A 13,827-nucleotide genomic window follows, 5' to 3' on the forward strand; every position below is an offset into this window, starting at 1 on the left:
ACTAACGCTCCTGCTGGTGAGAGGGGCCGAGGTTGAAGCTTCCGGTCGTCGAGCTGTTCTGCTGACGGCCTTGCTGGATACCCCGGCGGAGATTGGTCAGCCTGCCGCGCACATCGTCAGGTGCACGCGAAACCTGCGGACCGGCCTGGTGGTTCTGCTCCTGAGCGGTGCCCGGCACGAGGTTGGCGCGCGGGACCCGCCGGGGCAGGCCGGAGGTGGTGACGCCGCCGGCCGCGGGCTTCCTGACCCGCTCGGCCTGACGTACCAACTCGTCGTTGGGCGAGGAGCGCCAGGCACCGCTCGCATGGGACGCGTTGCCCGGGGTCGCCGGGCTCGGCGCGGGTGTGCGCTGCGGAGCCGGCTGAGCGGGACGCTCCGCCGGTGCCTGCTGCTCGTCGGCGGGCCGACCGCCACCCTGCACACCGCGGAACCAGTTGGTCTCCAGGGTGTCGTACAGCGGGGTACGGCCGTCACCGGGCCCGGCCGGGGGCAGGGCCTCCGGCTGGTGCGGCGCGGGCAGCCCGGCCGCCGGACGCGGCGGCGCGAAACTCGACTCGTCACGCCGCTGCGGAGCGGGCGGCTGCGGCGCTCCGAAGTCCGGGCGGGCGAACTGGGCGGTGGACGCCGGGTCCTGCGCCTCCGGACGGCCGTACTGGCCGGCGGAGGACTGGTTCGACGCCCCGTACACGTCGGGGCGCACGAACTGCCCCGTCGAGGAGGGACCGGACGGGAGGCCGGCCTGCGGCGGACCGGCGTTGTAGTCGGGCCGCACGAACTCGGCGGTCGATCCCGGACCCCGGTTGCTGTCGTGGTCCTCGTGACCGCGCGGCGCGTCCGCGGACGGCCGCTGCGGCTGCGACGGCTGGTCACTGCCCCAGCTGGTGGTCTGCGGGCGCTGCGGCCGCGGCGGCACCGGCTCGTCGCGCCGGGGCGCGGGGCCGCCGGGCAGCTCGGCACGGGGACCGCCGGGCGGGGGCAGCTGACGGCCGCGGTCGCCCGCGGCGGGCGCCGCACCCTTCTGGAAACCGTTCTGGGGAGCCTCGCCCCGAGCCGGAGCGCCCTGCGCACCCCGGCCACCGCCGAACGCGCCGCCCTGACGGGGACCGTCCTGCGTCTGGCCGGGCCTGCCACCCTGGCCCTGCTGACCCTGTCCCTGCGTGCCCGGGGCGCTGTGCATGCCCTGGGCCGGACGGCCGGAGTCGTCACGAGGGGGCAGCGCGGCGCGCGGAGCCGAACCGGCGCCGACCTGGCCGCGAGCCGCGGCACCGAGCCGGTTGCCGGGAGCACTTCCCGCACCGGCGGGAGCACCGCCGAGCGGGCCGCCGCCGTTGTTGCCGCCCGCGTTTCCGCCGCCGAGGCCGGGACGGCCACCGCCGGGACCACCGGGACCACCGGGACGGCCGGGACCACCGGCCGGAGCACCGCCGGCCGGCGCGGCGGCGCCCTGGCCACCCGCGCCGGGCTTCGCCGGAGCCTTCTTGCCGCCGTGGGCGACATCGACGGGCAGCATGACCAGGGCGGTCGTGCCACCGGAGTCGGAGGGACGCAGCTGGATGCGGATGCCGTGTCGCAGGGACAGCCGGCCGACCACGAACAGACCCATGCGGCGGGAGACCGAGACGTCCACGGTGGGCGGCGACGCCAGCCGCTCGTTGATCGCGGCGAGGTCCTCGGGGGAGAGGCCGATGCCGGTGTCGTGGATCTCGACCAGGACGCGGCCGTCGGGCAGCGCGTGACCGGTGACCCGGACCTTGGTCTGCGGCGAGGAGAACGAGGTCGCGTTCTCCAGCAGCTCTGCGAGCAGGTGCACGAGGTCGTTGACGACGCGGCCCGCGACCTCGGTGGCCGGCACGGAGGCCAGCTCGATGCGCTCGTACTGCTCCACCTCGGAGGCGGCGGCACGGAGCACGTCGACCAGCGGCACGGGGCGGGTCCACCGGCGACCCGGCTCCTCACCCGCGAGGACGAGGAGGTTCTCGCCGTTCCGGCGCATACGGGTCGCGAGGTGGTCGAGCTTGAACAGCGAGGACAGCTGGTCCGGGTCGGCCTCACGCGACTCCAGCTCGGAGATGAGCGAGAGCTGGCGCTGGATAAGACCCTGGCTGCGGCGCGAGAGGTTGGTGAACATCGCGTTGACGTTGCCCCGCAGCAGCGCCTGCTCGGCGGCGAGGCGGACCGCCTCACGGTGCACGTCGTCGAAGGCCGCGGCCACCTTGCCGATCTCGTCGCGGGAGTGGACACCGACGGACTCGACGGAGGTGTCGACGTCCTGCGGGTCGGACTCCGAGAGCTGCTTGACCAGCTCGGGCAGACGGTCCTGGGCGACCTTGGTCGCGGTGTCCTGCAGCCGGCGCAGCGAACGGATCATGGAGCGGGCCACGACGAACGCGCCGACGAGGGACACACCGAGGACGATGAGGATCAGCGCACCGTTGATGATGGCGTCCTGCTGGGACGCCTCGCGCAGCTTGCGTGCCTCGGCCTCCATCTGGCCGAGCAGCGTCTGCTCGATGGTCTTCATCGCGTTGATGCGGACCGAGTAGTCGTCCGTCCAGTCCAGGTGGGAACGGATCGGCAGCTGCGCGAGGCCGTTCTCGTTCTCCAGGACGCGCTTGGCGTACTGCTCGGCCGCGGTGATCGTCGGGTTCTCGTTCTCCAGCGGCGCCGTCAGTTCCTCGGAGTCACCGCCGGTGGACTCGTAGATCGCCTTGAAGCTCTTGAGCTCCGTCTCACCGTTCTCGAGCGCCGCCTGTCCGTAGAGGCGGTCGTTCTCCGTGAGGCCGGGAGTCTCGGCGTCGTCACCGCCGGGCAGGGCCGCGGCGATGATGGCGCGCTGGATCGACGCGTACTCCTTGGCGGAGGAGAACGCCGCCAGGGCGCGCGTGCGCTTGATCATCTCCGGGTTGCTGGTCGCCTGCGCCATGTCCTGGGACAGGCTCAGCAGCGACTCGATCAGACGGCTGTAGCCCTCCACCGTCTGCGACTTCGGAACCTTGCCCTTGTAGGCGGTGTTCCGGATGGTGTTGAGGTTGTTGACCTGGACGGCGATCTGGTTCGCGTTGGCGCGGATCGACTCCAGCGCCTCGTCGTCGTCCTTGTTCGGGATGGAACGGGTGGCCTCGAGGAAGGCCTTGCGGGCGCGGTCGGTCTGGGTGCGGGGGCCGGAGACCTTGAAGTCGGTGTCGACGGAGCCGTTGGCCAGCGGGCCGGCGGAGAGGTCACGCTCCTGCTGGAGCGCGTGCGCCAGCTCGGTCGCTTCCGTCGTCATCTTGGTGAGCAGCTGCATGTGGTCCAGCTGCTTCATGTCGTCCATGGACTCGTTGATACGGAGTCCGCCCAGCGTGGTCGCCGCGACGACCGGCAGGGTGAGCAGGGACACCAGGCGCGTGCTGATGCGCCAGTTGCGCAGTGCTATTCGCGAACCGGTGTCCGTGGGGCCCTTCGGCCTGGCCGCTGAGCCGGCGCCGTCGGCCGGGGAGGCCTTGGCGCCGGACGTCTTGGCGCCGGCGCGGCCGGCGCGTTCACCGCCGTCGCCGGGGGCCGCCGGTCCCTGGTTGTGGGTGTGCTGGGGCGAGGAGCCGCGGTCGGTCCCGCCGCGCGGCTCCTGTTCCGCCGCGCTGTTGCCATCCCTCTTGAAACGTCCCTGCACTAGCGTCGCAACCTCTGGACCAGGCGTCCCTCCGCTTGTACGGCGGGACGGTGTCGGCGTCGTGGGGCAATGATCGAGCCCCATGGTGGTCGTGAGTGACCGGCGCTGCTCCCCCTTCCCCGCCGCAACTCGGCGCTGCGTTGCGCCCTTGCGCGCCGGTTCGAACCCGCGGCGGTTCGTGGAATTCCAGCACAGTGCCGGATCTCCAACAAGGGCCACGTACCGGCCTGTGACCTGGATGACACGATGTAAGCGTGTAGTCACAAGTCGTGGAGGTTGTTCCTGGTCAAAACGGACTTCCGGGTATGAGTCGCTTAGGGGGAGGGGGTGTCCCAGTCGCGATGATCAGGAGCGGAATGAGGGCTTCAGTGGCTTAATGTCCGGTTCCGCATGGGCGATCCGGTGTCTGGATTGCCTGATTTGCCGGTCTCCTCGTGAGCAAACTCACACGGTGATCGTTGAGTCTTCCTGGCATTCGACGGGAATCCGATGTTTAGCCTGACGCTTTACAGGGATGGGCAATCCGTCAACCGCGCTTCTCCGTAGCGCCCGCACTCGGACAAGGTCAGACACACCACATGAAGACGACGATGATGTTCCGCAACATAGCCAACCCCCGGCGCACCACCCTCGCCCACCTCAAGGACGCGGAGGAGCTGCAGACGCCGGAGCAGCAGGAGCACTCGCTCGATCTTCCCACCCAGACGGCCAACCCCCGCCGCACGATCCTCATGGACGCCCCCGTCCGCTGACCGCCGGCGTCATCACCGCCGTCACGCACGCGGTGACGCAGCCGGTCGCGCCGCCCTCGCCGCGTTAGCCTGGAGCGTCAGTCTCCGGCCAGCGACCAAGTAAAGAGGGGCGACAGCATCCCGTGCGCATCGCCAGGTTCTCCATCGACGGCAATGTCGCCTTCGGCGCGGTCGAGGACGGCCCAGACGGCCTTGTCCTCGACATCATCAAGGGCATCCCGTACGCCGACTTCGAGCTCTCCGGGACCAAGGTCCCGCTGAGCAAGGTCCGTCTGCTGCCGCCCGTGCTCCCCAACAAGGTCGTGGCCATCGGCCGCAACTACGCGGAGCACGCGGCGGAGCTCGGCAACGAGGTCCCCGACGTACCCGTCGCCTTCTTCAAGCCCACCACCTCGGTCATCGGCTCGGGTGACGCCATCGAGTACCCCTCGTTCTCGAACGAGCTGCACCACGAGGCCGAGCTCGCCGTCGTCATCGGCCGGATGTGCCGTGAGGTCCCCCGCGAACGCGTCAAGGACGTCGTCTTCGGCTACACCTGCGCCAACGACGTCACCGCGCGCGACGTGCAGCAGCGCGAGAAGCAGTGGGCCAGGGCCAAGGGCTTCGACACCTCCTGCCCGCTCGGCCCCTGGGTGGAGACCGACCTCGACCCGGCCGACGTGACGATCCAGTGCACCGTCAACGGCGAGCAGCGCCAGCTGGGCCGCACCAGCGAGATGGTCCGGTCCGTCGAGGACCTGATCGTGCACATCACCGAGGCCATGACGCTGCTCCCGGGCGACGTCGTCCTCACGGGCACCCCCGCGGGGGTGGGCCCGCTCAACGTCGGCGACGAGGTCGCCGTCACCATCGAAGGTATCGGCACTCTCACCAACAAGGTGATCAAGCGTGGCTAACGGCTCCGTCCGCGTACGTTTCTGTCCCTCCCCGACCGGCAACCCCCATGTGGGCCTGGTCCGCACCGCCCTGTTCAACTGGGCCTACGCCCGGCACACCGGCGGCACCATGGTCTTCCGCATCGAGGACACCGACGCGGCCCGTGACTCGGAGGAGTCCTACAACCAGCTGCTCGACTCGATGCGCTGGCTCGGGCTCGACTGGGACGAGGGCCCCGAGGTCGGCGGCCCGCACGCGCCCTACCGCCAGTCGCAGCGGATGGACATCTACAAGGACATCGCAGAGAAGCTGCTGGCCGGCGGATACGCCTACCACTGCTACTGCACGGCCCTGGAGCTCGAGGCCCGCCGCGACGCCGCCCGCGCCGCCGGCAAGCCCTCCGGCTACGACGGCAAGTGCCGCACGCTGAGCGCCGAGCAGAAGGCGGCGTACGAGGCGGAGGGCCGCGAGTCGATCGTCCGCTTCAAGATGCCCGAGGAGCCGATCACCTTCACGGACCTCGTCCGCGGCGAACTGACCTTCACCCCGGACAACGTCCCGGACTACGGCATCGTCCGTGCCAACGGCGCCCCGCTCTACACGCTCGTCAACCCGGTCGACGACGCGCTGATGGAGATCACCCACGTCCTTCGCGGCGAGGACCTGCTGTCCTCCACCCCGCGGCAGATCGCGCTCTACAAGGCGCTGATCGAGCTCGGCATCGCCAAGGAGATCCCGTCCTTCGCGCACCTGCCGTACGTGATGGGCGAGGGCAACAAGAAGCTCTCCAAGCGCGACCCGCAGGCGTCCCTCAACCTCTACCGGGAGCGCGGCTTCCTCCCCGAGGGCCTGCTCAACTACCTGTCGCTGCTCGGCTGGTCCTTCTCCGCCGACCAGGACATCTTCACCGTCCCGGAGATGGTCGCGAAGTTCGATCTCGCGGACGTCAACGCCAATCCGGCCCGCTTCGACCTGAAGAAGGCCGAGGCGATCAACGCCGACCACATCCGCATGCTGGACGTGAAGGCGTTCACCGAGGCCTGCGAGCCGTGGCTGAAGGCCCCGCACGCCAACTGGGCGTCGGAGAACTTCGACCGCGCCGCCTGGGAGGCCATCGCCCCGCACGCCCAGACCCGGCTCACGGTCCTCTCCGACATCACCGCGAACGTGGACTTCCTCTTCCTCGACGAGCCCGTCGAGGACGAGGCGTCCTGGACCAAGGCGATGAAGGGCGACCCGGTGGCGCTGCTCACCACCGCGCGCGCCAAGCTCGAGGCGGCCGACTGGACCGGCCCGGAGTCCCTCAAGGAGGCCGTCCTGGCCGCCGGTGAGGAGCACGGCCTCAAGCTCGGCAAGGCCCAGGCCCCGGTCCGCGTGGCCGTGACCGGCCGCACGGTCGGCCTGCCGCTCTTCGAGTCCCTGGAGATCCTGGGCAAGGAGAAGACCCTGGCCCGTATCGACGCGGCACTGGCGAAGCTCGCCGCGTAGGTCCCTTTTCGCGTCCGAGGGGGCGGTGGCCGTGGAAGGCCACCGCCCCCTCGGCGTTGTCGGAGCGCACCACTAGGGTCGGTGGGATCCCGATCACCGCCCCGCCGGAGGACCCCATGCCCATGCCCGCCCCCGACTTCTCCTGGCACTTCACACCGGGCAACCGGTTCGAGGAGGAGGGCGGACAGGCCGGCACGATGTCCGTGATCCCGGCCGGGGAGCTGTGGCTGCCCACGGGCAGGGTCGTGGCCTGTGATCCCTTCGTCTCGCTCGGCACCGGCGAGTCCGAACCGTTCACCGCGGAGGTCCCGCCCGGCCGCTACCGCGTCGAGTGCGCCGTCGCCACGATCACCGAGCGCGACGAGGAGCCCGCCGACGACGAGCCGCCGCATCTGCGGATTGCCGCCGCACGCCTTCTGATCAAGGACACGGCGCCCGTCGCCTGGGAGATCGCCCACCAGGCCGGCCAGGACCCCGCCTCCCTCGCCGACGACGAGTTCTTCGCCTACGGCGTCGACGCAGGTACCGGCTGCTTCTACGACGCCGCCTGCGACGAGTCGTTCCCGGACTGCGTCGGCGACAAGGGTCCGCTCTGGGACGCCTTCGACGCCGGTGACGACGCCGGCCTCGGCCCGCACACGATCACCGCCCCCGACACCGGCCACAACCTGATCGCCTTCATGTCCGGGTGGGGAGACGGCGCCTACCCGACCTGGGTCGGCCGGGACGCGGACGGTGATGTCACCTGTTTCGTCACCGACTTCTTCGTCGTCCCCTCGCAGGACGAGCGCTCGACGGGGTGACGCGCGCCGTACCGGAGACCGGCCCCGCCGCGTAATCTCGGCCCTATGCCGATCCGAGCCGTGCTCTGGGACCTCGACGACACGATCTTCGACTACGCGAGCGCCGACCGCGTCGGCATGAGCAAGCACCTCGCGCACGAGGGCCTGCCCGAGGGATACGAGAGCCTCGAGCAGGCCCTCGTGGCATGGCGGGCGATCACCGACGTCCAGTGGGCCCGGTTCGCCGCGGGCGAGACCGATTTCCAGGGGCAGCGCCGCGACCGGGTGCGCGCGTTCCTCGCCGCCTGGGACATGACCGACGCGGAGGCGGACGCCTGGTTCGGCCGGCATGTCAGGCACTACGAGGCGGCGTGGTCCCTCTTCCCCGACGCGGTGCCCGTTCTGGACCTGCTCGCCCATGACTATCGTCACGGGATTCTGTCGAATTCGAGCATCCACAACCAGGACCGCAAGCTGCGGACGCTCGGCGTGCGGGACCGTTTCGAGGCCGTCGTGTGCGCGGTGGAGATCGGGATCTCCAAGCCGGAGGCGGGGGCCTTCCTGGCCGCCTGTGAGGCCATGGAACTGGCTCCGCACGAGGTCGCGTACGTGGGGGACCAGCCGGACATCGACGCCCGGGGCGCCGTAGAGGCGGGACTCACCGGGATCTGGCTCGACCGAGCAGGGCTCGGGGGGCGTCCCGAACTGATCAGGATCACCGGTCTCGACGAGCTTCCGGGCCTGCTCCGCGCCGATACCCGTTTTGGAGCGCCGTCCACCTTCGGGTAATGTTCTTCCTGCGCCAAGGAGAGCGGGCCGAAAGCCCGGGAGCCGGAAGCGCAGACCGAACAAGACCCCCAGTCGGGGGTTGAGTTTTGGTGGCCTATGGTGTAATTGGCAGCACGACTGATTCTGGTTCAGTTAGTCTAGGTTCGAGTCCTGGTAGGCCAGCTCGCAGAGCTTATCTGCAAAGCCCCCGTTGTGTAGCGGCCTAGCACGCTGCCCTCTCAAGGCAGTAGCGCCGGTTCGAATCCGGTCGGGGGTACAGATCCTTCCCGCGTGATCATCTGGGTCGCACCCGATGCCTCACGATGCAGGATCGCTAGGGCCCCCGTTGTGTAGCGGCCTAGCACGCCGCCCTCTCAAGGCGGTAGCGCCGGTTCGAATCCGGTCGGGGGTACTGGTCTAAACCACCATGGGCTATGGTGTAATTGGCAGCACGAGTGATTCTGGTTCATTTAGTCTAGGTTCGAGTCCTGGTAGCCCAGCGCGTCGCAGGATGCATGCCCCCGTTGTGTAGCGGCCTAGCACGCCGCCCTCTCAAGGCGGTAGCGCCGGTTCGAATCCGGTCGGGGGTACAGAGTCCGAAGGGGCCTTCCGAGCAGTCGGAAGGCCCCTTCGGCGTTCCCGGCCCGGTCGGCCGGCGCTCCTTCGGGCGACCGGGCCGGCACCTCGGACCCGCTCCATCTCCCTTGTCCCCAGGAGGAGTTCGGCGGGACGGAACCGCGAGAGGCTCCCGTCGTCACGGGACGACGGGAGCCTCGGGTACCGGCTTCACACAGTGAGAGGCACCGGGTGGATCTCGTCGGCGGGGTGGCCCGTGCGCTCGTGGATGCGCTGCACGGCGTCCGCGGAGGGGCCCTCGGACAGGCAGTACACGGTGCCCGTCTCCGGGTCCGCCCACGCCTTCTTGAAGTGCACGTTCTCCTCGCCCTCGATCGCGAGGTCCGCGCGGTGCGCCTCCATCAGCTGATCACTCGTGATGCCCTTCATCCCGCGGTGTACGTCCATGAACTCGGTCATAGCTCCAGCACCTCCGTCGCTCGCAGGTACTTCCATGCTGCACCTGCCCGGGCCCGGGAACACCTCCGGCCGGCCCCTGCGGCGTTGAAGGGGCCGGCCGGACGTGGACGTACGGAAGTGAGGGTCAGCCGTTGCGGCGCAGCGCCTCGCTCAGGCGGGCCGCGGCGTCGATGACCGCCTGGGCGTGCATACGGCCCGGGTGGCGGGTCAGACGCTCGATCGGTCCGGAGACCGAGACGGCGGCCACCACGCGGTTGGAGGGGCCCCGCACGGGCGCGGACACGGACGCCACGCCCGGCTCGCGCTCACCGATCGACTGGGCCCAGCCCCGGCGCCGGACGCCGGACAGGGCGGTCGCCGTGAAGCGCGCGCCCTGGAGTCCGCGGTGCAGACGCTCCGGCTCCTCCCAGGCCATCAGGATCTGGGCCGAGGAGCCGGCCTTCATGGTCAGCGTGGAGCCGACGGGGACGGTGTCCCGCAGTCCGGACAGCCGCTCGGCGGCCGCGACGCAGATCCGCATGTCTCCCTGCCGGCGGTAGAGCTGCGCGCTCTCGCCGGTCACGTCGCGCAGGTGTGTGAGTACGGGCCCGGCCGTGGCCAGCAGCCGGTCCTCGCCCGCCGCGGCGGCGAGCTCCGCCAGCCGCGGTCCGAGGATGAAACGGCCCTGCATGTCGCGCGCCACCATACGGTGGTGCTCCAGTGCCACTGCCAGGCGATGTGCTGTTGGTCGTGCGAGTCCCGTGGCCGCGACCAGCCCCGCGAGGGTGGCCGGACCGGACTCCAGGGCGCTCAAGACAAGGGCCGCCTTGTCGAGGACGCCGACGCCGCTAGAGTTGTCCATGCAACGATACTCGCGTCTCACTCTGTGAAACGCAAGTTCAATTTTCTCCGGAACTTGCCACGCTGTAGTGGCGGCCCGCGGACCAACGGGCACTGCACAAGATCTCTAGATGTGTCGGCGGCACAGCCGGCCGGAGGGAAAGCGATGGGTAGGACACTCGCGGAGAAGGTCTGGGACGACCATGTCGTCCGGCGCGCCGAGGGCGAGCCCGACCTCCTCTTCATCGATCTGCATCTGCTGCACGAGGTGACCAGCCCCCAGGCCTTCGACGGTCTGCGGAAGAACGGCCGGCAGGTGCGTCGCCTCGACCTCACCATCGCGACCGAGGACCACAACACCCCGACCATCGACATCGACAAGCCGATCGCCGACCCGGTCTCCCGCGTCCAGCTGGAGACCCTGCGCAAGAACTGCGCAGAGTTCGGCGTACGGCTGCACCCGCTGGGCGATGTCGAGCAGGGCGTCGTGCACGTCGTCGGCCCTCAGCTGGGTCTGACCCAGCCCGGCACCACCGTGGTCTGCGGCGACTCCCACACCTCCACGCACGGCGCGTTCGGCGCGCTGGCCTTCGGTATCGGCACCTCCCAGGTCGAGCACGTGCTGGCCACCCAGACGCTGCCCATGGCCCGCCCCAAGACCATGGCCATCACCGTCGAGGGCGAGCTGCCCGACGGCGTCACCGCCAAGGACCTGATCCTCGCCATCATCGCGAGGATCGGCACCGGCGGTGGCCAGGGCTATGTCCTCGAATACCGCGGCTCCGCCATCGAGAAGCTGTCGATGGAAGCCCGGATGACCATCTGCAACATGTCGATCGAGGCCGGCGCCCGCGCGGGCATGATCGCCCCCGACCGCACCACCTTCGACTACCTCCAGGGCCGCGACCACGCGCCCCAGGGAGCCGACTGGGACGCCGCGGTCGAGTACTGGAAGACGCTGCGCACCGACGACGACGCGGTGTTCGACGCCGAGGTCTTCATCGACGCCGCCGAACTCGCCCCGTTCGTCACCTGGGGCACCAACCCCGGCCAGGGCGCGCCGCTGTCGGCGAACGTCCCCGACCCTGCTTCGTACGAGGACGCGTCGGAGCGCCTGGCCGCGGAAAAGGCCCTGGAATACATGGGGTTGACCGCCGGACAGCCGCTGCGCGACATCAACGTGGACACCGTCTTCGTAGGCTCCTGCACCAACGGACGCATCGAGGACCTGCGCAACGCCGCCGCGATCCTGGACGGCCGTAAAGTCGCGGAGGGCGTACGGATGCTGGTCGTCCCCGGCTCGGTCCGCGTCGCGCTGCAGGCCGTGGAAGAGGGGCTGGACAAGGTCTTCAAGGAGGCCGGAGCCGAATGGCGGCACGCCGGCTGCTCCATGTGCCTCGGCATGAACCCGGACCAACTCGCGCCCGGCGAGCGTTCCGCCTCCACCTCCAACCGCAACTTCGAGGGCAGGCAGGGCAAGGGCGGCCGCACGCACCTGGTCTCCCCGCAGGTCGCCGCCGCCACCGCGGTCCTGGGCCACCTCGCCTCGCCCGCCGACCTGTCCGAAACCCCTGCGCCCGCCGGAGTCTGAACACCATGGAAGCTTTCACCACGCACACCGGCCGGGCCGTCCCGCTGCGCCGCAGCAACGTCGACACCGACCAGATCATCCCGGCCCACTGGCTGAAGAAGGTCACCCGCGACGGCTTCGAGGACGGGCTGTTCGAGGCCTGGCGCAAGGACCCCGAGTTCGTCCTCAACCGCCCCGAGCGGAAGGGCGCCTCGGTTCTCGTAGCCGGACCCGACTTCGGCACCGGATCGTCGCGCGAGCACGCCGTCTGGGCCCTGCAGAACTTCGGTTTCAAGGCCGTCATCTCCTCCCGCTTCGCCGACATCTTCCGCGGCAACTCCCTGAAGAACGGCCTGCTGACCGTGGTCCTCGAGCAGTCCGTCGTGGACGCGCTGTGGGAGCTGACGGAGGCCGACCCGACGGCCGAGGTCACCGTCGACCTCGAGAAGCGACAGGTCCTCGCGCCCGGAATCACCGCGGACTTCGAGCTCGACGAGAACGCCCGCTGGCGACTGCTGAACGGGCTCGACGACATCAGCCTCACCCTTCAGAACGAAGCGGACATCGCGGCGTACGAGGCGGGCCGGCCGGCCTTCAAGCCCCGGACAATTGACGCCTGAGCAGCGGTTTTCCCGAACTGCGCCCCTCGCCTGACGGCGGGGGGCGCAGTCGTATGTTGAGGCCCCATGGGGCGACAACTCGCCCCAGATGGCACAATCGGTGCATGGAACGCGACAGCCAACTCGAGCTCTACGAGGAGGTCGCGGCCCGGTTGAAGGAAGCGCACACAACGGTGCGCGAACTGCAAGTCCCGGAGGGCGTAAGGATGGCGCTGTCCCGGAAGCTGCTGGTCATCACGGCGGCGGCGAAGCACGATCTCCCCGGCGCGGTAACGCGTCTGGACCGGTTGATGAAGGACCTGGAAGAGGGTCGATTCCCCGAAGGCGGCTGACCTCAGAACTCCGCCGAGGTCGACTTCGTTGCGGCACTAGGGTGATTAGCCCGTTTCGTGTTTGATTTGCGGTATATATCTGCCTAACGTGCGAAAAAGCCAGGACGCGATCGTTCCGGCCAAATGTCTCCGAAGGGGAAGACGTGAACAAGGCGCAGCTCGTAGAAGCGATTGCCGACAAGCTCGGCGGGCGTCAGCAGGCCGCTGACGCCGTCGACGCGGTGCTTGACGCGATCGTCCGCGCAACGGTCGCCGGAGACCGGGTCTCGGTCACCGGCTTCGGCTCGTTCGAGAAGGTCGACCGCCCTGCCCGCTACGCTCGCAACCCGCAGACCGGCGAGCGTGTCCGGGTCAAGAAGACGTCCGTACCGCGCTTCCGCGCAGGGCAGGGCTTCAAGGACCTGGTCAGCGGCTCGAAGAAGCTCCCCAAGGGAGGCGAGGTCGCGGTCAAGAAGGCCCCCAAGGGCAGCCTCTCCGGCCCGCCGCCCACCATCTCCAAGTCCGCGGCCAAGAAGGCCGCCGCGAAGCGGACCGCGGCGAAGAAGACGACCACGGGCGCCAAGAAGACCGCCGCGAAGAAGACCACCGCGGCAGCGAAGAAGTCGACGGCCAAGACCACCGCCAAGAAGACCACGGCCGCCACGAAGAAGGCGACCCCGGCGAAGACCACCGCCAAGAAGGCCACGGCGAAGAAGACCGCCCCGGCCAAGAAGGCCACGGCCAAGAAGGCGCCGGCCAAGAAGACCACGGCGCGCAAGACCACCGCCAAGAAGACGACCTCGAGGAACAAGTAGCGCCGAGGGCGCACACCCGGAACAAGCGGCCGAGCGCCGCACAGCCACTCACGCGCCGGGCCGGTCTCCCAGGGGGAGACCGGCCCGCGGCGTGCGGTCGCACGGCGCTCCTCTCGGAACGTGTACGCGGCGCCCTTCAGAAGGTGTACAGCGTCACCAGGGTGACGCGGCGGCTCTCGCCCTCGCCCTCGGTCTCGATCCGCACCCGCTGCCCCGGCCGCAGCAGCCGCAGGCCGCCCGCGTCGAAGGCCGCCGCGTCGAAGTCCACGGGGGTCCCGTCGTCCAGCAGCACACTGCCGCTGCGGGTCTCGGGGTCGTAGGTGTACGAGGTCGCCTGCATGG

Annotated in this window: 13 protein-coding genes and 5 tRNA genes; 14 read left to right on the plus strand and 4 right to left on the minus strand. The window is 69.8% G+C overall.

Going from position 1 to position 13,827, the window contains the following annotated elements:
* Position 1 precedes the first annotated feature (1 nt).
* On the minus strand, positions 2 to 3,649 hold the full coding sequence (locus ACIPJI_RS11350; RefSeq protein ID WP_402245723.1) for a nitrate- and nitrite sensing domain-containing protein: 3,648 nt from the start codon (positions 3,647 to 3,649) through the stop codon (positions 2 to 4).
* A gap of 578 nt (positions 3,650 to 4,227) precedes the next feature.
* On the opposite strand from ACIPJI_RS11350, the gene ACIPJI_RS11355 reads away from it, so the two are divergent.
* From ACIPJI_RS11355 to ACIPJI_RS11400, 10 genes are all read left to right on the plus strand, one after another.
* Positions 4,228 to 4,401 (plus strand): hypothetical protein, encoded by a 174-nt coding sequence (locus ACIPJI_RS11355; protein WP_307708476.1) that lies wholly within the window; start codon positions 4,228 to 4,230, stop codon positions 4,399 to 4,401.
* Positions 4,402 to 4,523: 122 nt separating this feature from the next.
* Positions 4,524 to 5,297: a fumarylacetoacetate hydrolase family protein gene (locus ACIPJI_RS11360; protein ID WP_307708477.1), complete on the plus strand. Its 774-nt coding sequence runs from the start codon at positions 4,524 to 4,526 to the stop codon at positions 5,295 to 5,297.
* Complete coding sequence (gltX, locus tag ACIPJI_RS11365; protein ID WP_402245725.1) at positions 5,290 to 6,765, plus strand: glutamate--tRNA ligase; 1,476 nt, start codon at positions 5,290 to 5,292, stop codon at positions 6,763 to 6,765. Before ACIPJI_RS11360 ends, gltX begins: the two co-directional genes overlap by 8 nt.
* Before the next feature lie 116 nt (positions 6,766 to 6,881).
* On the plus strand, positions 6,882 to 7,568 hold the full coding sequence (locus tag ACIPJI_RS11370; protein ID WP_402245727.1) for a DUF4241 domain-containing protein: 687 nt from the start codon (positions 6,882 to 6,884) through the stop codon (positions 7,566 to 7,568).
* 45 nt (positions 7,569 to 7,613) lie between these two features.
* A complete protein-coding gene (locus ACIPJI_RS11375) occupies positions 7,614 to 8,336 on the plus strand; it encodes an HAD family hydrolase (protein WP_402245728.1) in 723 nt (240 codons plus the stop codon).
* Positions 8,337 to 8,426: 90 nt separating this feature from the next.
* Positions 8,427 to 8,498, plus strand: a tRNA-Gln gene (locus tag ACIPJI_RS11380).
* A gap of 21 nt (positions 8,499 to 8,519) precedes the next feature.
* Positions 8,520 to 8,592: transfer RNA gene (locus tag ACIPJI_RS11385), tRNA-Glu, on the plus strand.
* Positions 8,593 to 8,654: 62 nt separating this feature from the next.
* A tRNA-Glu gene (locus tag ACIPJI_RS11390) sits at positions 8,655 to 8,727 on the plus strand.
* 16 nt (positions 8,728 to 8,743) lie between these two features.
* Positions 8,744 to 8,815: transfer RNA gene (locus ACIPJI_RS11395), tRNA-Gln, on the plus strand.
* Between the two features lie 17 nt (positions 8,816 to 8,832).
* Positions 8,833 to 8,905: transfer RNA gene (locus tag ACIPJI_RS11400), tRNA-Glu, on the plus strand.
* 196 nt (positions 8,906 to 9,101) lie between these two features.
* Here ACIPJI_RS11400 and ACIPJI_RS11405 read toward each other — a convergent pair.
* Positions 9,102 to 9,350 (minus strand): SCO4226 family nickel-binding protein, encoded by a 249-nt coding sequence (locus ACIPJI_RS11405; RefSeq protein ID WP_159686632.1) that lies wholly within the window; start codon positions 9,348 to 9,350, stop codon positions 9,102 to 9,104.
* Between the two features lie 124 nt (positions 9,351 to 9,474).
* A complete protein-coding gene (gene ndgR, locus ACIPJI_RS11410; protein ID WP_005311436.1) occupies positions 9,475 to 10,191 on the minus strand; it encodes an IclR family transcriptional regulator NdgR in 717 nt (238 codons plus the stop codon).
* A gap of 144 nt (positions 10,192 to 10,335) precedes the next feature.
* Between ndgR and leuC the strand changes: the two genes are divergently transcribed.
* The 4 genes from leuC (at position 10,336) to ACIPJI_RS11430 (ending at position 13,485) form a co-directional block, all read left to right on the plus strand.
* Entirely contained in the window at positions 10,336 to 11,760 is a 1,425-nt protein-coding gene (gene leuC, locus ACIPJI_RS11415) for a 3-isopropylmalate dehydratase large subunit (protein WP_307708481.1), read from the plus strand.
* A 5-nt stretch (positions 11,761 to 11,765) separates the two neighbouring features.
* Complete coding sequence (leuD, locus tag ACIPJI_RS11420; protein ID WP_307708482.1) at positions 11,766 to 12,359, plus strand: 3-isopropylmalate dehydratase small subunit; 594 nt, start codon at positions 11,766 to 11,768, stop codon at positions 12,357 to 12,359.
* Between the two features lie 104 nt (positions 12,360 to 12,463).
* Positions 12,464 to 12,691, plus strand: coding sequence for a hypothetical protein (locus ACIPJI_RS11425; RefSeq protein ID WP_307708483.1), 228 nt, complete (start codon positions 12,464 to 12,466; stop codon positions 12,689 to 12,691).
* Positions 12,692 to 12,834: 143 nt separating this feature from the next.
* Positions 12,835 to 13,485: an HU family DNA-binding protein gene (locus ACIPJI_RS11430; RefSeq protein WP_307708484.1), complete on the plus strand. Its 651-nt coding sequence runs from the start codon at positions 12,835 to 12,837 to the stop codon at positions 13,483 to 13,485.
* A gap of 136 nt (positions 13,486 to 13,621) precedes the next feature.
* Here ACIPJI_RS11430 and ACIPJI_RS11435 read toward each other — a convergent pair whose 3' ends face one another.
* Complete coding sequence (locus ACIPJI_RS11435) at positions 13,622 to 13,825, minus strand: hypothetical protein (protein ID WP_053556895.1); 204 nt, start codon at positions 13,823 to 13,825, stop codon at positions 13,622 to 13,624.
* Positions 13,826 to 13,827 lie beyond the last annotated feature (2 nt).

The sequence above is a fragment of the Streptomyces sp. NPDC086835 genome, assembly GCF_044745705.1.
Lineage (GTDB): Bacteria > Actinomycetota > Actinomycetes > Streptomycetales > Streptomycetaceae > Streptomyces.